Raw genomic sequence first — 20,185 nt, forward strand, 5'->3', positions numbered from 1 at the left:
CCCTGGGGCGAGTCGGCTAGTGTCGCAACCATGAGTCGCCGGCTGAGCCCTGGTTGGCTGATTGCGTTCTTCGCCTTGGTGGTCTCCGCGAGCGCCTGGTTGCCGTGGCTGACGACGGCGGTCAACGGCGGGGGCTGGGCCAACGCCATCGGCGGCACCCACGGCAACCTGGAGCTACCGAAGGGCTTCGGGGCGGGCCAGTTGATCGTCTTGCTGGCCTCGACGCTGATAGTGGCCGGGGCGATGGTGGGGCGCGGGCTGTCGGTCAGGCTGGCTTCGGTTGGCGCCCTGCTCATTTCGCTGCTCATCGCCGCGCTCACCTTCTGGTACTACAAGATCAATGTCAGCCCGCCGGTGTCGGCCGACTACGGACTCTACGTCGGCGCAGTGGCTGCGGTCTGCGCCGCGGTGTGCTCGGTTGCGGCCGTGTTCGCCGCGCTCGCCGCGAGGCGCTGAGCGCTAGGGCGAAGGGAATTCGTGCCTGCCCGAGACACCGCTCGCGTCGGGCTCGTTCACGCCGAACACGAAGGGCGCGAAGACAACTTCGCGGCCATCGGGGTCGCGATAGGTGACCGCACCCGTCGCCGCCCAGTACGGGTGCTGCTCCACGGGCTGGACGCCGGCGGCCGCCAGCCGAGCGATCGCCGCCCGCTGGGCGTCCACGTCAGGAAAGTACAGGCACAGCTGTTCGTGGTCGTCCACGGCGACGGGGTCGGCCGATTCCACGATCTCCAGCGTCAGGTTCCAGCTGGGCAGGCCGAAGATCGCGCCGTTGCTGCCGTAGCTGGCCTCGAACGTCTCATACAGCGGCAACCCCACCAGGTCGCGGTAGAACCGCACGGTTTCGGTGAAGTTCGACGAGCGCCGCGCGAACCGGATCCCGCCGATCGACGCCAGCTCCGCGGGCCAGTGCGTGTGCCTGCGCCGCCGGTGGGCGTCGGCGCCCATCACAGTCCCACGGCGCCGGCTGCCGAGTCCGCCGTGTCCCAGCGCCGCAGTTGCGCGCCGGGCGCCCACGTCGAATGCGTGCCGCTGGAGATCCGTTCCGGCAGTTGCAGTTTGCACACGGGGCCGTCGGCGACCCGGGCGGCGTCGAACACCAGGCAGTAGGAGGCGTCGGCGTTCACGTCGGTGGTGAGGGTGACCAGATAGCCGTCGTCCTCGCCGCTGCCGCCGACCCGTGGCGCCATCGCGGTCTCGCTCCCAAAGACGCCGTCGCCGAAGGAAATTCGCTCCAGGCCTCCGGTGCGCAGGTCGTGTTTGACCAACCCGTCGAAGAGGAACCAGCCGGGCTTGCCGGTCGCGGCGTAGGCGTAGCGGTAGTCACGGGTCGCGTAGTCGGGGTTGATCATCCCGAACTCCGTAATCGACTCGCTGAGCTGCTCCTCCTTGACCGCGCCGGTGGCCAGGTTGAAGCGCCACCGGTGCAGCCGGGACTGCAGCCGGTCCAGCGCGAGGAAGCGAAACAGCTTGTCCCACTTGCTGCCACCGGTGTCCAGTGGCTGCGGATCGCCCTCGAAGAAGCCGTCGAGCACGATCTCGTCGCCGTCCTCGTAGGCGTTGACGAAGTGCAGCACGAACGTCGGGTCGGCCTCGAACCAGCGGATGTCGTCGCTGCCGCCCCTGCGCGGGATGATCGCGAACCGCGACGGGATGTCGGGATAGAAGCGCGGCAGGTGCAGATCGTGCTCGAGCAGCGCCGGATCCCAGAACAACGGGAAATCGTTGAGGATGGCGTAGTTTTCGGTGAACGCCATGTCGTGCGGCAATCGCGGCCCGGGCAGCGGGATGTCGACGTAGTGGACCAGGTCGTTGTTCTCGTCGACGACGCCGTAATGCATGTACGGCTGTTGCTTGCTGTAGTTGAAGAACAGCAGTTCGCCGGTCGCGTTGTCGACTTTCGGGTGCGCGGACACGCCCCAGCGGGCAGGGAAGTGCCCGTTCCAGGTCTCCTTGCCCAGCGTGGTCGCCGAGTAGGGGTCGAGGCGGTACAAATCGCCGCACTGGTAGAAGCTGGTCAGCGCCACGCCTCGGTGGACGATGACGTCGGTGCTCGACGCGTCCTTCATCAGCGTGCGCGCGCCCCAGCCGTATTCGCGGCGGGCCAATTGCACCGGTTCGGCCAGCCCCGGCCACAGCGGCCCCCCGGCCTCGCCCTCGGCGAGGAAGCCCTCGGTGCGGACAAATCTGTTGCGGTAGAACGCTTTTCCGTCGCGGAAGCCCACGACGTGCAGCATGCCGTCGCCGTCGAAGGGGTGATAGGTCTTGAAGGCCGGGTGCAGCGGATTCTCGGTGTTGCGCAGGTAGATGCCGTCGAGGTCGCGGGGGATCTCGCCCTGCACGGCGGTCAGATCGTTGGCGTCCCATTCGGTGGTTTGCGGACGCCACGGCCCGGTCCGGTAGGGGTGGTCGTCGTCTTCGGGCAGCGTGGACAGGAACTTCGCGACGATTTCAACATCCATGCTTACCCACCTCGTGTGGTGCTGACAACGAAACTGACGGTCGTGGCGGTGCTCCCGCCGAAGTTGAGGGTGCCGAAGCGGTCGGCGCCGTCGACCTGATAGTCGCCGGCGGTCTGGCTGACCTGCTTGGCCGCGTCCAGCAGCATGCGCACCCCGGACGCCCCAACGGGGTGTCCGCCGCCGATCAGCCCGCCGCTGGGGTTGATCGGCAGGCGGCCGCCGATCTCGATCTCGCCGTTTTCGATCGCCTTCCACGATTCACCCGGGCCGGTCAGGCCGATGTGGTCGATGGCCAGGTACTCGCTGGGGGTGAAGCAGTCGTGCACCTCGAACCCGTCGAGGTCGTCGAGGGTCAGCTGCGCCCGGCGCAATGCGTCCGTGACGGCGGACCGCACGTGCGGCAGTACGTACACCTCGCCCGCGGCGCGGTCCAGTTTCTGACGCAGACCCAGCCCGACGGTGCGGTGGCCCCACCCGTCGATGCGGGCGATGGGGCGGGCGTCGGGATGTTCGCGCAGGTAAGCGTCGCTGACAAGGACCAGGCCGGCTCCGCCGTCGGTCATCTGGCTGCAGTCGAACCGGCGCAGCCGGCCCTCGGTGACCGGGTTGGTGGCGTCGTCGTCGGTGATGGGTTCGGGCACCGTCCAACCGCGCGTCTGGGCGTTGGGGTTGCGCCGCGCGTTGGCGAAGTTGAGCTGCGCGATGGCGCGCAGGTGCGCGTCGTCCAGGCCGTAGCGCCGGTCGTATTCGTCGGCGACTTCGGCGAACATCGACGGCCACAGGTAGCGCGCACCGGCCCCCTCGTGACCGGTCCAGGCCGCGGCGCCCAGGTGCTGTGCGGCGGTGTCGCCGGGCACCGTCTTCTCCAGCTCGACGCCCACGAGAAGGGCGGCATCGTAGGAGTCCGAGCGCAGGTCGGCGATCGCCGACAGCGCCGCCACGCTGCCTGACGCGCATGCGGCTTCGTGGCGGGTGGCAGGGGTGTCCCACAGTCCGTCACACACCGTGGCCGGCATCGCCCCGAGATGGCCCTGGCCGGCGAACATCTCACCGAACGCGTTGGCGACGTGGACGACTCCAATGTCGCCGGCGTCCACCTTCGCCGCGGCGAGGGTCGCCTCGACGACCTCGGAGGTCAACGCCGCGAAGTCCCGGCCCTCCTTGGTCAGGTTGCGGGCGAAATCGCTTTGGTAGCCGCCGAGAATCCACACACCCGTCGAGCGATCCATACGCCGACGGTACTCCTGGACTGTTGGGGATCCAGAGGTATCCGCAATGGTCTTGCTTGGTTGCGTGGGCCCGAGGAGAGGGAGGAGCGGCCCCGTCGGCTCTCGGGCTGAACCGACGGGACCTAGGCGAGCACGTAGGCCGGCCCACGTACGCACCTCTTCTGCATCATTACCGTCAGCGGGTGCGGGCAAACATGTGGGAGATTGCGTTTGCGCCAAAGACGAGAGAATCGCCCTTTTCGATTGCCCGTCGGAAGCGGATCACACGGTGTCTTCGACCAGTCCGGTTGATCCTGGCTCGGCCGCTACTGGCGGCTGCCCAATAGTCTGACGATCGGCGAGGTCGATGGCCGCCAGGTCGATCCCTTTCGTCTCGCGGGCGGCCAAGACGGCGACGGCGCTCACGGCCGCCGTTCCCGCGAGGTACCAGGCGATCGGCACCGCGGATTTGTAGGTCTGGAGCAGCCGAACCGCGATGATCGGTGCCAGTGAGCCGGCCACGATGGCGGTGACCTGGTAGCCGAACGACACCCCGGAATACCGCATCCGGGTGGGGAACATCTCCGCCATGGCCGCGGGCTGGACGGCATACATCAGGCCGTGGAACACCAGGCCGATGACGATCGCGGACATGATGATCGCGTTGTGGCCGCTGTCCATCATGGGGAAGGCGAAGAAACCCCAGGTGCACGCGCTGACCGCGCCGACGAAATAGATTGGCCGCCGCCCGAATCGGTCGCTCAGGCGCCCGGCGAACGGGATGACCGCGAAGTGCACCGCGTGCGCCACCAAGAGCCACCACAGGATGGCCTGGGTGTTCGCGTGCACCTGCACTTTGAGGTAGGTGATGGAGAAGGTCACCACCAGGTAGTACATGGTGTTCTCGCCCAACCGCATGCCCATGGCGGTGAAAATCCCACGCGGATAACGCTTTAGCACCTCGACCGCGCCTATTGGGCTGCTGGCCGGCTGCTCGTCCTGTCGCTGGGCATCGACGAAAATCGGGGCGTCGGTGACCTTGGTCCGGATGTAGTAGCCGATCAGTACGACCACCGCGGACAGCCAGAACGCGACGCGCCAGCCCCAGCTGAGGAACGCGGCGGCCGAGAGCCTCGAGTTGAGAACCAACAGCACTGCGGTGGCCAGCATGTTGCCGCCGGGGACCCCGGCCTGCGGCCAGCTCGCCCAGAAGCCGCGGCTCGGGTTCGGGCTGTGCTCCGCGACGAGCAGCACGGCGCCACCCCATTCGCCCCCGACGGCGAAGCCCTGGATGAAGCGCAGCGCCACCAGCAGCGCCGGGGCCCAGTACCCGATTTGGCCGAACGTGGGAAGACAACCCATGAGGAACGTTGCGATGCCCACGAGCACCAGGCTGTATTGCAGAAGCTTCTTGCGCCCGTACCGGTCGCCGAGGTGGCCGAAGACCAGGCCGCCGAGCGGGCGGGCGGCGAAGCCGACGGCATAGGTCACGAAGGCGGCGAGGATCGCGTCGAGTTCGCTGGTGCCCCGGGCGAAGAAGACCTTGCTGAACACCAAAGTGGCCGCGGTGCCGTAGAGGAAGAATTCGTACCATTCCACGACGGTGCCCGCCATCGATGCGGCGACCACCCGACGAAGGTAGGATCGGCTTTCAAACGCGCTGCCCCGCAGGTCGTTTCGCGTACTCACCTGTCGCCCTCCTTGCGGACTACCCACGCGAAGGTGTCGGTCCCGGCGCCCCGGCCGGCTTCTTCCGAGGTCACCGGGCGTGGTGGTGGGCCGGCGGATGGCAGCGTACCGGGCCGGACGGGTCGCCGCAGGCCAGACCGTCGCCGGCGCCGTTGTGCTTACCGGTGCCGGGGAGACGGATTGCGACACGGTCACGGATGCATACCTTTCGACGCATCAGTGGTCACATCAGCCCCGCTGATCACTATCGTCACATGAGCGAACTGCGGTCGTCAATGCGATACAGCGCGACGCCGTTGCCCTCGAAAGGTGTTACATGTCGGCGATTATTCGGAGCGTGTCGCTCTCAGTGGCGTCGGCGGCCGCTGTCGGACTCGTGTTCGCGGCAGGCCCCGCCCCCCTGGCGAACGCCACGCCCTGCGGCGCCCCCGAGGCGAACGTGGACATGCACACCATCCAGCCGCCGACCGGTCGCCGCCCGACGCACACCAACGACCGGGCGCCCCTGCCCAAGCTGGGGCCGCTGATCTCGTCGTTCCTGAAGCCGACCACCCCGGGCCAGCGGTACTCCGCCCCGATCCAACCGCAAGCGGGGGTGGTGCCGCCGGGTCCCAATACGCCGACGCCCGGCAACGTACAGTCGCCCAACGCCACGCAGTTGAACCCGAACGCGGCCCAGGTTCCGCCGCAGCCGGCGCCCCAGCCCGCGCCCCAGACGGCGCCGCCGCCCCCGGCGAACATCGCCGGGGCGCCCACCTCCCTGGTGGACTGGGTGACCGGGGTGAACGGTCCCAATAAGACCCTCGAACGTTTCGGGATCTCGGGTACGGACCTCGGAATCGCCTGGGACAACGGCGATCCCGCCAACCATCAGGTGCTGATGGCCTTCGGTGACACCTTCGGCTACTGCAAGGTGCACGGCCAGCAATGGCGATACAACACCCTGTTCCGCAGCTCGGACCACGACCTATCGCACGGCATCCACATCGCCGACGGCGTGCCGAACGACAAGTATTCCGGCTCGCCGGTGTGGACGACCGGGCTTTCCAAACAGGTCGTGAACACGATCCACAAGGCCCCGCACGAAACCGGAATCATTCCGACGGCCGCGATTTCGCTCGGCCGGACCCAGTACATGAGCTTCATGTCCATCCAGCAATGGGGCCGCGACGGCGAGTGGACGACGAACTATTCGGCGATCGCCAGGTCGCTCGACAACGGGCAGAACTGGGGCGTCTTCCCGGGCACCATCCGGACGGCCTCGGCCGACGCCGTCCCGGGCGCGGGGTTCACCCCGGGCAACGAGAACTTCCAGATGGGCGCCTTCATGAAGGGCAAAGACGGCTACCTCTATCAATTCGGGACCCCGTCGGGGCGTGGCGGTGCGGCGTTTCTCTCGCGGGTTCCGCCGAACCAGTTGCCCGATCTGAGCAAATACCAGTATTGGAACGGCGACAACGGCGGACGCTGGGTGCCGGCCAATCCGGGTGCGGCGACCCCTCTTTGGCCCGGGCCGGTCGGCGAGATGTCGGCCCAATACAACGATTACCTGAAGCAGTACCTGGTGCTCTACACCAATGGGGGCAGCAATGACGTCGTAGCGAGGACGGCGCCGTCTCCCCAGGGACCGTGGAGCCCCGAGCAACCGCTGGTGTCGTCGTTCTCGATGCCCGGTGGCATCTATGCGCCGATGATCCATCCCTGGTCGTCGGGCCGGGACCTGTACTTCAACCTGTCGCTGTGGTCCGCCTACGACGTGATGTTGATGCACACCGTTCTGCCGTAGCGGACGTGCCCCGGCCCGGCGGCCCACAGCCGGGGCGTTCACCCGGCCGGCGCCGGCAGTCCAGCCAGCCAGGCGGCGTGGCCCTCCTGCATGCCCCGGTGTATCTCGTCCATGAGGGCCGGGCTGCCCGCGGGCGCCGCCTCGTGGCAGCTACAGCTCAGGGTGCGAAACGGGCTGAGGTCGGTATCGTCGGCGCTGGCCGGCGCGGCCTGGTCGACAAACAAACCCAGCGCGAGAGCCGCGGCAATCAGCGTCCGCGCGATCACGTGACGGCGAGTCATCGCGTCATCCTCCTTCTCCTGAAACGGTGATGGCCTCATCGGGTAACCCTGATTTCGGCCTCGTGCGAAACCTCGCTTGATGACCGCAATCGTTCTTAACCCTTTGGACGTCGAAAGAGGTGCGCCAGTTCCATGGCGGATTGGTCCGGCTTCCAACCTCCGGACGTGGAAATCCCATGTGGCACTGCCGTGTTCACTGAGCCGGCTCGTGGCGTCGCGGCGCGGGCCCGTGCCTGGTGAGGTGCAGCCTTAACAGTACGATTGCTCAGCCCAGTGCCCTATCCCGCCCGCGATGCTTCTTGTCATCCTCAAAGAAATGGCATGCCGGCGGAATTGTTGAGCGAGGCTGTCGAGTGTTGCTTTTGGTCGAATTCCACTGCCGTTCATCTTCCTGCCGCTTTGGCGCCGCAGACTGTCTCGTCATCGCTGCAGGAAAGGAATCGCCAATGCCGTCTCCCCGCTGGCTCGTGAAATTGGCCGTCCCCGTCGTGGCCGCCGCCACCGTGCTCGCGAACGCCGCGATTGCGACCGCCGATCCCGCCGATGACGCTTACCTGACTCAATTGCGCGCCCTCGGCTTCACGTGGCCGCCGGACCACGACGCCGCCCTCATCGGAATGGGGCGTCTCATCTGCGACGATCTCGGGTGGGGTTGGACCTACGATCAGATTGCCCGTGACATTCATTCCGAATTGGACCAGCGCAATGTCGCGTACGGACAGGTCGAATCGATGGTGGGACTCGCGCATTCGACCTATTGCCCCACCCAGAGGTGCTGGGCCGCGCACTGCTGAGCCCCGCCGCGGTTATTGGCTGAGACGCCCCGCAATTAGGGCGCGCCTCGCTTTTGGGTGTTCGCTATTCTTCGCTTTGCCAATGTTGAGATGAAAGAAGGAATCAATGGCCGTTCCTCGATGGCTGACCGCGTTGACCATCCCGACGATGGCTGGCGCAGCCTGGGCGAGCAGCGCCGCTATTGCCACCGCCACCCCGGCGGACGACGCCTACCTCGCGCAGCTGCGTGCGGTCGGCCTGTCTTGGCCGCCCAAGACGGAAGAGGCGCTCATCGGCGAGGCGCACCTGGTCTGCTACGACCTCACCTGGGGTTGGACGCCGCAACAGATTGCCGACGACATTCATGCCCACCTGGACGCGCGGGGCGTCACCTTGCTGGACGTCGGGACACTGGTGAACGCCGCACACAACACCTATTGCCCCGGCAATGTGTGCGACGCCCCGACGCTGTGCACCGGAATCTGAAACTCGGATAAAGCCGACACGTTGCGCCCACTGATGGGGTAGACAGGTGCCGGTGAAGATCGACGGATCGGTGGCGGTGGTCACCGGAGCGGGCTCGGGCATCGGCAGGTCCATCGCGGCGGGGCTGGCATCGGCGGGCGCCTCGGTGGTGGCCTGCGACATCGACGCGGCTTCGGCCGCCGATACCGCCGCGATGATCGGTGGCGTCGCGGCAACCGCGGACGCCGCGAGCACGGACGGCATCGCGACCCTGCTCGACACCGCGCGCGGGACGTTCGGCCCGGTGGACATCTACGTCGCCAATGCCGGCATCACCGGCCAACTCGGCCTCGGCGATGACGAAGCCGCCTGGGACCGGATCATCGACATCAATGTGCGAGCTCACATCCGCGCAGCGAAAGCTCTTGTGCCGGAATGGCTTGAGCGTGCCAGCGGATATTTCGTCGCCGTCGCCTCGGCTGCCGGCCTGCTGACCCAGCTCGGTGCGGCGCCCTACAGCGTGACCAAGCACGCCGCCGTCGGATTCGCCGAATGGCTGGCAATCAGCTACGGCGACAAGGGAATCGGGGTGAGCTGCGTGTGCCCGATGGGTGTGGAAACCCCACTGCTGCGCGGCATGACCGACTCGCCCGACGCGGACATGAGGGTCGCCGCCGCGGCGGTCACCAGTGCCGGTGCGGTGATCGGTCCTGACGCCGTCGCAGCACTTGTGGTCCAGGCCATCGTCGACGGGACGTTCCTGGTGCTGCCGCACCCCGAGGTGCTTACCATGTATCGGCAGAAGGGTGCCGACTATAGCCGGTGGATCGCCGGGATGCGCCGCTACCAACGCACCCTGCGGTAGCCCTGCGATCCGCGGCTTTGCAGGCGCACCTCGAAAGCTGGCCACACCGACCGCGATCATCGTAAACCGTTGGAGCGGAGCGAGATTCACGCGTTGAAGATCGGCAGCGCCCACAACCAGACGCTGTTCGGTGCGGGCACCAGCGACGCCCGCCGGCGCAGAGATGCCTCCTCGGTGGCGTCTCACATCTAACGTTCCCGGATTCTCAAATGTCGCGTCAGTCGGCGGGTAACCGCGCAACTCGGAACAGAGCGGTCTCGGCTGCCCCTTTGCCTCGTACGGGCGGTGCTGCACGGCTCAGCGCCAGCACTCCTTCGGAAAAAAATCCGGCTCGCCAAGGATTCCCACGAACAACCACACACGGTTAGCTTGTTTGGGGATTGACTTTCGACGTGCGCTTGCCGTCGATAGGCGAGAACATTCAGACCGTCACGCTTAGACCGGACGAACCAAAGGAGTCCACGATGAACAACGACCAGATCGTCGCGCTCGTCACTGGCGCCAACCGTGGGTTGGGTAGACGGTTCGCGGCCCAACTTGTCGAGCGTGGAGCGAAGGTCTACGCCGCCGCACGCCGCCCCGAAACAATAGACATACCCGGCGTTGAACCCGTCCAGCTCGATATCACCGACCCAACCTCGGTAGGTCGAGCTGCCGACCAGGCCGCCGACGTTACCGTGCTCATCAACAACGCCGGCAGCTCGACGCGCGCCGGACTGCTATCTGGGTCGTTAGACGACGTGCGGCTAGAGATGGACACGCACTACTTCGGCACACTCAATGCCATCCGCGCCTTCGCTCCGATAATTGAAGGAAATGGCGGAGGCGCGATCCTCAACATGCTTTCGGTGTTGTCCTGGCTGCACCTTCCCGACTCCGGTGCCTACGGCGCAGCCAAGGCCGCAGCCTGGGCAATGACTGATGCCCTTCGGCAGGAACTGGCTCCTCGCGGCATTCAAGTCACTGCCGTACACGTCGGCTACATGGACACTGACATGGCCGCCTTCGCACCCGCGGACCAGAAGACCGACCCCTCGATAGTCGCCAAACTCGCGTTGGACGGGCTGCTCGCAGGTGTACCCGAAGTCCTCGCCGACGACCTGACACGCGCGGTGAAGGCGCAACTATCCGGCACTAGCTAATTCCTTACGGGAAAAGCTATTCAGGCCAAGGGATCTCGTTACCCGTGAGCCACGGACGCCAGCGCCGCTCGACGCATCGCCTCATCGCTGGCCTTGGTGACTGCTTCCCCGCAGCTGTTACTAAGAAGTGACGGCGAAGACCCGCCATTCACCGGGTACGCCCTTCAGTTGGTGCGCGCCCCGTTCTTCGAATTCCAGCCCTGACCCGATCACGAGGTCGCGCAGCGTGCTTGACACGAGCACCTCGTCCGGCGCGGCCAGCGCGCTCACCCGCGCGCCGATGTGCACCGCGATCCCGCCGATGTCCTCGCCTCGCAGTTCGCATTCGCCGGTGTGCAGCCCGGCCCGCACCTGGATGCCGAGCGCCTGCACCGCCTCACGAATTGCCATGGCGCAGCGGATCGCTCGCTGCGGGCCGTCGAACATCGCGAGGAAGCCGTCGCCGGATGTGTTCACCTCGCGGCCCCGAAACCGGGCAAGCTGAGACCGGATGACGGCGTCGTGCGAATCAAGCAAGACACGCCAATCACGGTCGCCACTTTCCGCCGCCCGGCGCGTCGAGTCCACGATGTCGGTGAAAAGCACCGTCGCCAGCACCCGGTCGTCGGCCACTTCGGCTTGGTGGCCGGTGAGGAACGCGGCGACCTCTTGGAACGACTCGCGCCATGGTTCGACGAAGTGATACATATTGCGGCCCGACAGTTCGACGTACTTCGCGCCCGGTATGTGGTCCGCGATGTACTTGCCCATCGCGGGCACGAGTATCGCGTCTTCGGCGTGGTGGACGACCAGGGTCGGCACGCGGATCGTCGGAAGAACTGCTCGCACATCCACTTCGGACAAAAGCGGCACCATCCGAGTTACCGTTGTTGGGCTCGCCGCCAGACGCTCCATCCGGGCGAACGTCGCCCGGATCTCCTCGTTCCACGGCATGTCCGGATTCAAGACATGCTGCCACTCGCCCGTGCCCCACATTGCCACAATCCCGGCGATGACTTCCTGGGGGTCGGCGACGCTCGAGGTATCCGCGTTGCCCTCAAGCACGACCAGCGCGCTGGTGCGGGACGGATGCGTCGCCGCGAACAGCGCAGCCGTCGCGAACGCTCCGTCCCACGCAAGGAGGACCGCTTCGCTGCTTCCGAGATCGTCGAGCACCGCGGTGATGCCGTCTGCCCATTGCTCCAAGGTCGGCAGCGCGCCCGGCTTGACGGGATCGGATGCTCCCGTGCCCGGCTGGTCGAAGAAGACGAGCCGACCGAGCGACTTCATCGCCTCGACCCACCCTTGAAGGGACGGCAGCTCCGGAATTAGCTCGCAGCACGTGAACCAGTTCGGGACGAACACGATGTCGCGAGGACCTTCGCGTGACGTGCGATAGGCGACGCGCAGATCCCCGTTCAGGGCGTAGCGCGTCTCCGAGAACATTGCGGAAGTGTAAGCCCACTAGCGGCCTGAGTTTCGGTGTCAGGCTACCGGCGCGGCCCGTCACACGGGGCTGACCGTGGTGCGGTTACCGTTATGCCGTCTGGGTGGCCGTTATTTAAGGTGTATTGCGCAGACTTACGTTTGCGCTGCTCAAACGGTGCCCCCGGCAGTGTCTGATTCCAGGACATAGTTGGCAGCTGTCTCGCGACATAGTTGACACCTCTGCAAGTCAGGGAGGTTAGCCATGTCGAAGGCACATCTGGTCATCACCGCCGTGACGGTCGAGGGCCGCAGCAAAAGCGAAGTCGCCCGTGACTACGACCTGTCCCGCCAATGGGTCCAACAGCTGTGCAAACGCTACGAAGCCGACGGCGATGCGGCCTTTGTGCCGCACTCGCGACGCCCACACCACAGCCCCCAGGCCGTCCCCGCCGACGTCGAAGACCGCATCGTGCGGTTACGCAAGACCCTGACCAAACGCGGTCTCGATGCCGGCGCTGACACCATCGCCACCCATCTGGCCACCGACCCCAGCATCGCCCATACGCCTGCGGTGTCCACGATTTGGCGCATCCTCAAACGCCGCGGCTTCGTCACACCCCAACCCCACAAACGGCCCCGCTCCTCCTGGAAACGCTTTGAGGCCGAACTGCCCAACCAATGCTGGCAAGCCGACGTCACCCACTGGCACCTCGCTCACGGCGGCGGCGTCGAAATCCTCAACATCCTCGACGACCACTCCCGGCTAGCCATCGCCAGCCTGGCCCGGCGCACGATCAGCGGCCCCGACGTCACCACAACCTTCACCACCGCCTTTGCCACCTATGGCCCACCGGCCTCAGTGCTGACCGACAACGGCGCCATCTTCACCGGAGCACCCCGACGCGGTGGGCGCACCGCCCTCGAGATCACCCTGGGCACACTGGGCATCAACTACCTCACCAGCCGGCCCTACCATCCCCAGACCTGCGGAAAAGTGGAACGCTTCCATCAAACTCAAAAGAAATGGCTCACTGCACATCCCGCGGCCACCCTCGCTGAACTCCAACACCGCTGCGACCAATTCCGCGTCTACTACAACCAGCGCCGACCGCACCGCGCCCTTGACCGACACACCCCGGCCCAGGCCTATACCCACCGACCCAAAGCCACCCCCAACGGCTATGTCATCCCCGCCCACTGCCGCGTGCGCACCGATGTCATCGACGCCGCCGGCGTCATCACCATCCGCTACAACAGCCGCCTGCACCACATCGGCCTGGGCAAGCGCCGCACCGGCACCAAAGTCACCGTGCTCATCGACGACCTCGACATCCGCGTCCTGGACCGCACCACCGGAACACTCATCCGCAAACTCGTCCTCGACCCCACCCGCGACTACCAACCACGCGGCGTCAAATGCGGAAACAGCCCCGAAAACAAGCAATAGGTGTAAACCATGTCTCGGGACACCTGTCAACGATGTCCCGAGACACGACACGGTGCCCCCGGCAGGATTCGAACCTGCGACACCGGCTTTAGGAGAGCCGTGCTCTATCCCCTGAGCTACGAGGGCGGACGGGCTGAGCTTACCGGCCCGCCGTCACCGCGACCGATTCAGCGCAGTTCGGCGATCACCTTGGCGAAGGCGTCCAGGTTGTTGTCCTGGACCGTAAAGCTTGACAGCCCGTACTTTTCGCGGAGCCCGGACAGCGTGTCGGCCATCTCGCGGGGTGATCCGCTCAGGACCGAGGGCATCGACAGCAGCTGCTCGTCGGCCAGATCCGGTGCGTACTGGCGGGCCATGCGCAGTTCGGGGGCGGTTTCACCCTCCCGCGGCATCGCGGTGATCACCATGTTGAGCTCCAACGGGTCGAACCGATCACCGGCCGCGTTACGGACGAACTCAATGCGCTCGGCCAGCGGGTCGTCGACATCGCGCACCCTGGCGCCGGTCAGCCCGATGATGTCGGCGTGCCGGGCCGCCAGGGTGAGCACCCGGTCGCCGTTGCCGGCGATGAGGATCGGGGTCGTGGGGTGATGCTGCTTCAGGTAGGTCGTCATGTGCTCGAGGTAGTCCACCCGCGCGCCCGCGCTCGGATACGGCAACTCCGCGGCCTCGAATTCCTCACGCACATAACCGGTTCCGAGACCGATCTCCAGGCGACCGTCGCTGAGCACGTCGAGCGCCTGCATATCGCGGCTGAGCAGGGCGGGCTTGTAGAAGGCGGCGTTGAGCACGTACATGCTCAGGCGGATCCTGCTCGTGACCATCGCGACCGCGGTGAGCGTCGGAAACGGTGCCGCCGCGCCCAGATGATCAGGGACGCAGAGGATGTCGTAGCCGAGATCTTCGGCCTTCTTCACCTTTTCGACCAGCGCCGCGCGCGACTTGATGAAACGCATGCTCAGCCCGAAGCGAAAATCCTTGGCCACCAACAACCTCCGTATCAGAAACAGTTACCAACTACGAGCCGCGTTCGCCAGGCTCCGGATCAGGGTGCCGGTGACCGGTGACAATCCGTCATCCCCGGGCAGCGGGCTGCGGGGGCTCAGGCCCCTGACGCGGACCGGCAGCTCCAGCTGCACCCCGCCGTCGCGCACCAGGTTGACCGGGTTGCGGGGGTGCAGGCCGCGCAGCTCGGGCGGGATGTCGTCGAGCCGGGTGACGACCTGGTAGCCGGTCAGGTGGATGTGGCGGGCGAGGTGGGCGGCCAGGTCCCGGTTGCGGCCCCCGGCCAGCAGCTGCGTGGCGCGCCCGATGCGCCCATACCCGTGCAGCGACACCGCGACGTCGACGTGGTCGAGGAACTCGGCGAGCCGGGGCGCCTCGGCCGGATCGAACAGGGCCGACGCCAGGTGATGCGGGTACCGATCGGGATGCCGGACCACGTAGACCGACGCCCCCGCGTCCGCGGCCGCGCGTTCGGCGATCACGTCGGTCATCTCCTCCAGGCCGCCGCCGTGGATGGCCAGGAAGCCGAAACGCGATCGCAACGTGCTGGCCTCGCTCACCCCCGGCTCGCCCAGCAATGCCGAAAGTGATTGCGGCGCGGGCCCGGAGGCCAACGCCGGCTTGGGCCAGCGCCCGGGATCCCAGCGGCGCAGGAAGTCGATCCAGCGCTGCGGAAGGCCGTGCAGCACGGCGCCGTCGATGATCCTGCCCAGGTAGCCGGGCCGGGGCGGCCCCGGCGTCACGCGGTGGTCGATGTAGACCCAGGCCGGCGCCGGCCCGTCGTCGGTGTGCACGACCAGCCGGTCGCGCCGGTAGCGCACCGGCACGCCCTCGGCGCCGTCCAGCATCGCCAGGTCGCGGTCGGAGAGCTGCCACAGCACGCCATGCACCTGGGTGCCCGCGAACGGCTCGACGGTGGCCACCCCGCGCTGGTTGATCAGCCAGTCGTGATCGGCCAGCACCGCCGGTCGCGGATCGGCGGCGTCGGGGCAGCGCAGCGCCATCTGCGTCACGCACAGGTTCGACCCGTATGCGAAGTAGAGATGCCGGCCCGCCGGCATTCAGCCGGTCACCGTCAGCCAGATCAGCACCACGTTGAGCAGACTAATCATGATCGCGACCGTCCAGCCAGCAACCGTCGTGACCGGATGGTTGGTATATCCGCCCATCAGCGCGCGGTTGCTGGTGAGCCGGACCAGCGGCAGCACCGCGAACGGAATTCCGAACGACAGCACCACCTGAGACAGCACCAGCGTGCGGGTCGGGTCGAAACCGGTCGCCAGGATCACCATCGCGGGGACCAGCGTGACCACCCGGCGCACCAGCATCGGAATGGACCGGTGCAGCAGCCCCTGCATGATCATGGCGCCGGCGTAGGCGCCCACGGACGAGGACGCCAGGCCCGACGCCAGTAACCCGATCGCGAACAGGACCGCGATCGTCGCGCCCAGGGTGTCGTGGATGGCGGCGTAGGCACCGTCGATGGAGGCGTTGACGCCCTGGTGTTGCAGGTTGATCGCGGCGACCAGCAGCATGGCCGCGTTCACGGTCCCGGCGACCGCCATCGCCAACACGACGTCCAGCCGGGTGACCCGCAGCAGCAGGCTGCGGCGGTGGCCCTCTTCGGGGTGGCCGTGCCGGTCGAGGACGAGGCCGGAATGCAGATACACCGCATGCGGCATGACGGTGGCGCCGAGGATGGCGGCGGCCAGCAGCACGCTCTCGCTGCCGCGGAACCGCGGCACCAGCCCGCTCAGCACCTCGCCGGGCGGAGGCGTCTTGACGAAGAAGCTGGCGGCAAAGCCGATCGCGATGACCAGCAGCAACCCGGTGATGATCCGCTCGAACAGGATCTGCCCGCGCCGGTCCTGGATCCCCAGCAGCAGCAGGGACACCAACCCGGTGACGAGCCCGCCGACCAGCAGCGGCAGGCCGAACAGGATGCGCAAGGCGATCGCGCCGCCGACGACCTCCGCGGCGTCGGTGGCGATCGCCACCAGCTCGGCCTGGGCCCAGAAGGTCAGGCGCATCGGCCGGCTCATCCGCGTGCCGATCGCCGCGGGCAGCGAGCGCCCGGTAACCAGGCCGAGTTTCGCCGAGAGGTACTGCACCAGGCCGGCCAGCACGTTCGCGACGATGATGACCCACAGCAGCAGGTAGCCGTACTGCGAGCCCGCGCTGACGTTCGCCGCGACGTTGCCGGGGTCGACGTAGGCGATCGCAGCCACGAACGCCGGACCGAGCAGATACCAGCTGCCCCTGAGCGAGGCCCGGGTGCCTTCCGCCAACGTCGCGACCCTCAATTCCCGATACCGAATCGAAAATTCAGGTTAACCGAACACCGGTTCCCGCCCGCGGCGGGTGCGAGACCGTCAGCCGGGGAGATAGAGGCCCTTGCCGGTGACCAGCGGCAGGTCCAGGGTGGTCACGATGCCCGGCGGGGCGGCCACCACCGCCGGGATGGCGTTGACGACGCGCATCGCGGTGGCGACCAGCCCGGCGTGGTTGTGGTCGCCCTTGCGGCTGCTCAGGCACAGGTCCATGGCGTAGGACGGTTCGCCGGTGATCTCGATGCGGTAGGAGCCGCCGGGTTGGGCCGGTTGCGGCCAGTCGGGGCAGAGGTCCTCGCGCAGCCGGGTGACGTGTTCCAGCACGACGACGGGGGCGCCGTCGACCATGCCGAACACCTCGAACCGAAGCGCCGCGGCGGTGCCCTTGGCGATGTGGCCCGACGCGATGTCGAAGTCCTCGGGCGCCGGTTCCCGCACGTAGATCTCGGCTACCTCGTCCAGCTCAACGCCGAGGCCCGCGGCCATCTGCCGCACCACCGATCCCCACGCCATGCTCAGCACGCCCGTCTGCAGCAGCATCGGGATCTCGTCCAGCGGCTTGCCGAATCCCATCACGTCGAACATGACGGCGGCGCTGTCGTAGGTGGCGTAGTCGACGATCTCCATGCACCGGATCTGCTCGATGCTCTGACAGGTGCCGGCCAGCGCCAGCGGCAGCAGGTCGTTGGCGAAGCCGGGGTCGATGCCGTTGACGAACAGGCTCGAATTGCCCTCGCGCGCCGCGTCTTCCAGCGGGGTGATGAGCTCGTCGGGAATCACCCGCCACGGATATTGCAGGAAGACCGGTCCGCTCCCGACGACGTTGATACCTGCGGCCAGGATGCGCCGGTAGTCCTCCAGCGATTCGGGCAGGCGGTTGTCCGCCAGCGCGTTGTAGACGGCGCATTGCGGCCCGGTGGCCAGCACCGCGTCCAGGTCGGTGCTGGCGAGGACGCCGGTCGAATCCGGCAGGCCCGCAAGTTCGGCCGCGTCCTTGCCGGCCTTGGCGTCCGACGACACCCACACCCCGGTGAGTTCGAACTCCGGATTCGCGATGAGCGCACGCAGGGCATGGATCCCGACGTTGCCGGTGCCCAGTTGGACGACGGGTATTGCCATGACGGCCTCCTACAGGTCGGGGACGGGAATGTCGAGGTTGGGGTAGGTGAGGCCGCCGTCGACCTCCAGCGTCTTACCCGTGAGGAAGCTGCCGGCCGGTGACGCCAAATACACTGCCGCGGCAGCGATGTCGACGGGATCGCCGAGACGGCGCATCGGGGTCGCCTTCTCCATCGGCGCGCGCAGCTCATCGTTGGAGGCGACCACGTCGAGCGCGGACGTCAGGATCGATCCGGGCGCGATCGCGTTGACCCGGATGCGCGGGCACAGATCGAGCGCCGCCAGCCGCGTGTAGTGGGACAACGCCGCCTTGGCGGTGCCGTAGGCGGCGAATCCACGCCCGGCCAGCCGCCCCATGGTCGAGGTGATGTTGATGATGCTGCCGCCGCCGGAGTGCTCGAGCATCAGCGGCACCGCCGCGATCGTCAGCGCATGGGCGGTGGCCACGTTGAACGTGAACGCCTCTTTGAGGTCCTTGGTCGACGTCGTCAGCAACGTGTTGGGCATGGTCCCGCCGACGTTGTTGACCACGATGTCGAGCTTGCCGAAGGCCTCGACGGCGTGGCCGGCGAGCTCCGCGGTGGACTCCGGGTGGGCCAGGTCGGCGGCGACGACGTGCGCCCGCCGACCGGCGGCGCGGACCTGTTCGGCAACGGCTTCTAGTTGCGACTCCGTCCGCGAGGCGATCAGGACGTCGGCCCCGGCTTCGGCGAAAGCAAGGGCGATCGCCGCCCCCAGGCCGCGGCCCGCACCGGTGATGATGGCGACTTTGTCGTCGAGACGGAATCTGTCCAGAATCATTGCGGCCTCTTTTCGCCTGAGTTGTCCGCCGTCACCGTAGCAAGCCCGACCGCATTTCTGGAACAGGTTCTAGTTTCGCTGCTCCGCGGTCGGCACGGCGCCGCCGTCGAACATTCGTTTGGCGGCCGGCCCAGTGGGGTGGCGCCGGCTAGGCAGCGGCAATTCGCCCACCGTTAACCTTGTTCCTGTTAGCTACTGGGCTGCGAGAGACTGCTGGTTTGGCGGGCCGCGGCCATGTCCGCGGCGTCGGTTACCCCTACCGTGAGGAACTGAATTGAATCTCAACCGAATTGGCGCCGCGGTGAGTGTTCTGACTACCGGTGCATTGCTGTTGTCCGGGTGCGGAAGCGACAACAACAACGCCTCCGGCGGGAAAGGGTCCACGGGTTCGTCGGGCTCGGCGGGCCAGGTCAGCTGCGGGGGCAAGAAGACCCTCAAGGCCAGCGGGTCCACGGCCCAGGCGAACGCGATGACCCGGTTCGTCAAAGCGTTCGAGCAGGCGTGCTCGGGGCAGACGCTGAACTACACGGCCAATGGCTCGGGCGCCGGCATCACCGAATTCACCGGAAATCAAACGGATTTCGGTGGCTCCGACTCGCCTCTGGCGCCCAAGGAGTACGCGGCCGCGCAGCAGCGCTGCGGTTCGCCGGCGTGGAACCTGCCGGTGGTGTTCGGCCCGATCGCCATTACCTACAACGTCAAGGGGCTCAGCTCGCTGACCCTCGACGGACCCACCGCCGCCAAGATCTTCAACGGTGCCATCACCACGTGGAATGATCCGGCGATCGGCGGCCTCAACCCCGGAACGGCCCTGCCGTCGGAGCCGATCCACGTCGTCTTCCGTAACGATCAGTCGGGAACCACCGACAACTTCCAGCACTACCTCGACGCCGCCTCCAACGGCGCATGGGGCAAGGGTGCCGGCAAGACGTTCAACGGTGGCGTCGGCGAGGGCGCCAAAGGCAACGACGGCACGTCGGCGGCCATCAAGGCCACCGAGGGATCGATCACCTACAACGAGTGGTCGTTCGCCAAAGCCCAGAACCTGAACATGGCCAAGATCGTCACCCCGGCCGGCCCTGATGCGGTTGCCATCAGCGCCGACTCGGTCGGCAAGACCATTTCGGGCGCCACCGTCAGCGGCCAGGGCAACGACCTGGTCATCGACACCAACTCGTTCTACAAGCCGACGCAGCCGGGCTCGTATCCGATCGTGTTGGCGACGTATGAAATCGTCTGCTCCAAGTACCCGGATTCGCAGGTCGGCACCGCGGTCAAGGCGTTTCTGCAGAGCACGATAGGCGCCGGGCAGGACGGCTTGGCCGACAACGGATACATCCCGATTCCGGACGCGTTCAAGTCGAGGTTGTCGGCGTCGGTCAACGCAATCACGTGATCTGAGGT

20 protein-coding genes and 1 tRNA gene are annotated in these 20,185 nt (G+C 66.8%); 9 read left to right on the forward strand and 12 right to left on the reverse strand.

Translation table 11 applies throughout. The annotated features are described in order from the left end of the window. Positions 1-30 precede the first annotated feature (30 nt). A complete protein-coding gene (locus BN971_RS14105) occupies positions 31-456 on the forward strand; it encodes a hypothetical protein (RefSeq protein WP_085178914.1) in 426 nt (141 codons plus the stop codon). Between the two features lie 3 nt (positions 457-459). Here the strand turns inward: BN971_RS14105 and BN971_RS14110 are convergent, their stop codons facing one another. The 4 genes from BN971_RS14110 to BN971_RS14125 form a co-directional block, all read right to left on the reverse strand. Further along, on the reverse strand, positions 460-948 hold the full coding sequence (locus tag BN971_RS14110; protein ID WP_085178915.1) for a VOC family protein: 489 nt from the start codon (positions 946-948) through the stop codon (positions 460-462). After that, complete coding sequence (locus BN971_RS14115; RefSeq protein WP_085178916.1) at positions 948-2,462, reverse strand: carotenoid oxygenase family protein; 1,515 nt, start codon at positions 2,460-2,462, stop codon at positions 948-950. Before BN971_RS14115 ends, BN971_RS14110 begins: the two co-directional genes overlap by 1 nt. Positions 2,463-2,464: 2 nt before the next feature. After that, entirely contained in the window at positions 2,465-3,691 is a 1,227-nt protein-coding gene (locus BN971_RS14120) for an acetyl-CoA acetyltransferase (protein WP_085178917.1), read from the reverse strand. 261 nt (positions 3,692-3,952) lie between these two features. Beyond that, positions 3,953-5,284, reverse strand: coding sequence for an MFS transporter (locus tag BN971_RS14125; protein ID WP_090350227.1), 1,332 nt, complete (start codon positions 5,282-5,284; stop codon positions 3,953-3,955). 391 nt (positions 5,285-5,675) lie between these two features. On the opposite strand from BN971_RS14125, the gene BN971_RS14130 reads away from it, so the two are divergent. Further along, positions 5,676-7,145 (forward strand): glycoside hydrolase family 183 protein, encoded by a 1,470-nt coding sequence (locus BN971_RS14130; RefSeq protein ID WP_090350173.1) that lies wholly within the window; start codon positions 5,676-5,678, stop codon positions 7,143-7,145. A 38-nt stretch (positions 7,146-7,183) separates the two neighbouring features. Here BN971_RS14130 and BN971_RS14135 read toward each other — a convergent pair whose 3' ends face one another. After that, a complete protein-coding gene (locus tag BN971_RS14135; RefSeq protein WP_090350229.1) occupies positions 7,184-7,426 on the reverse strand; it encodes a hypothetical protein in 243 nt (80 codons plus the stop codon). Between the two features lie 353 nt (positions 7,427-7,779). Here BN971_RS14135 and BN971_RS14140 point away from each other — a divergent pair, with 353 nt between their 5' ends. The 5 genes from BN971_RS14140 (at position 7,780) to BN971_RS14155 (ending at position 10,672) form a co-directional block, all read left to right on the forward strand. Continuing rightward, entirely contained in the window at positions 7,780-8,220 is a 441-nt protein-coding gene (locus BN971_RS14140; RefSeq protein WP_249262728.1) for a DUF732 domain-containing protein, read from the forward strand. Between the two features lie 106 nt (positions 8,221-8,326). Further along, positions 8,327-8,686 (forward strand): DUF732 domain-containing protein, encoded by a 360-nt coding sequence (locus BN971_RS14145; RefSeq protein ID WP_170322156.1) that lies wholly within the window; start codon positions 8,327-8,329, stop codon positions 8,684-8,686. A gap of 52 nt (positions 8,687-8,738) precedes the next feature. Then, entirely contained in the window at positions 8,739-9,530 is a 792-nt protein-coding gene (locus BN971_RS14150; protein ID WP_085178929.1) for an SDR family oxidoreductase, read from the forward strand. Positions 9,531-9,599: 69 nt separating this feature from the next. After that, positions 9,600-9,722, forward strand: coding sequence for a hypothetical protein (locus BN971_RS26295; RefSeq protein ID WP_264028537.1), 123 nt, complete (start codon positions 9,600-9,602; stop codon positions 9,720-9,722). A gap of 272 nt (positions 9,723-9,994) precedes the next feature. Then, positions 9,995-10,672 (forward strand): SDR family oxidoreductase, encoded by a 678-nt coding sequence (locus BN971_RS14155; protein WP_085178930.1) that lies wholly within the window; start codon positions 9,995-9,997, stop codon positions 10,670-10,672. Positions 10,673-10,792: 120 nt separating this feature from the next. Here the strand turns inward: BN971_RS14155 and BN971_RS14160 are convergent, their stop codons facing one another. Further along, a complete protein-coding gene (locus BN971_RS14160) occupies positions 10,793-12,097 on the reverse strand; it encodes an adenylate/guanylate cyclase domain-containing protein (RefSeq protein ID WP_085178921.1) in 1,305 nt (434 codons plus the stop codon). Between the two features lie 244 nt (positions 12,098-12,341). On the opposite strand from BN971_RS14160, the gene BN971_RS14165 reads away from it, so the two are divergent. Beyond that, positions 12,342-13,526 carry an IS481 family transposase gene (locus BN971_RS14165; protein WP_090350175.1) on the forward strand — a complete coding sequence of 395 codons (1,185 nt, stop codon included), beginning with the start codon at positions 12,342-12,344 and terminating at the stop codon, positions 13,524-13,526. A gap of 53 nt (positions 13,527-13,579) precedes the next feature. Here the strand turns inward: BN971_RS14165 and BN971_RS14170 are convergent. The 6 genes from BN971_RS14170 to BN971_RS14195 all read right to left on the reverse strand — a co-directional run bounded on the left by BN971_RS14170 (position 13,580) and on the right by BN971_RS14195 (position 18,781). Next, positions 13,580-13,652: transfer RNA gene (locus tag BN971_RS14170), tRNA-Arg, on the reverse strand. 41 nt (positions 13,653-13,693) lie between these two features. Beyond that, positions 13,694-14,518, reverse strand: coding sequence for an LLM class F420-dependent oxidoreductase (locus BN971_RS14175; protein WP_085183490.1), 825 nt, complete (start codon positions 14,516-14,518; stop codon positions 13,694-13,696). A gap of 18 nt (positions 14,519-14,536) precedes the next feature. After that, complete coding sequence (locus tag BN971_RS14180) at positions 14,537-15,592, reverse strand: poly-gamma-glutamate hydrolase family protein (protein WP_085183491.1); 1,056 nt, start codon at positions 15,590-15,592, stop codon at positions 14,537-14,539. Then, entirely contained in the window at positions 15,593-16,849 is a 1,257-nt protein-coding gene (locus tag BN971_RS14185) for an Nramp family divalent metal transporter (RefSeq protein WP_372511924.1), read from the reverse strand. It lies immediately after the preceding gene. Positions 16,850-16,903: 54 nt separating this feature from the next. Next, positions 16,904-17,980, reverse strand: a complete 1,077-nt coding sequence (locus tag BN971_RS14190) for an NAD(P)H-dependent amine dehydrogenase family protein (RefSeq protein WP_085183493.1) — start codon at positions 17,978-17,980, stop codon at positions 16,904-16,906. A gap of 9 nt (positions 17,981-17,989) precedes the next feature. Beyond that, complete coding sequence (locus BN971_RS14195; protein WP_085183494.1) at positions 17,990-18,781, reverse strand: SDR family oxidoreductase; 792 nt, start codon at positions 18,779-18,781, stop codon at positions 17,990-17,992. A gap of 274 nt (positions 18,782-19,055) precedes the next feature. Here BN971_RS14195 and pstS point away from each other — a divergent pair, with 274 nt between their 5' ends. Next, the gene (gene pstS, locus BN971_RS14200) at positions 19,056-20,177 is read left to right on the forward strand and encodes a phosphate ABC transporter substrate-binding protein PstS (protein WP_085183495.1); all 1,122 of its coding nucleotides are present in this window, start codon (positions 19,056-19,058) and stop codon (positions 20,175-20,177) included. Positions 20,178-20,185 lie beyond the last annotated feature (8 nt).

It is taken from the genome of Mycobacterium bohemicum DSM 44277 (genome assembly GCF_001053185.1).
GTDB classification, from domain to species: Bacteria; Actinomycetota; Actinomycetes; order Mycobacteriales; family Mycobacteriaceae; genus Mycobacterium; species Mycobacterium bohemicum.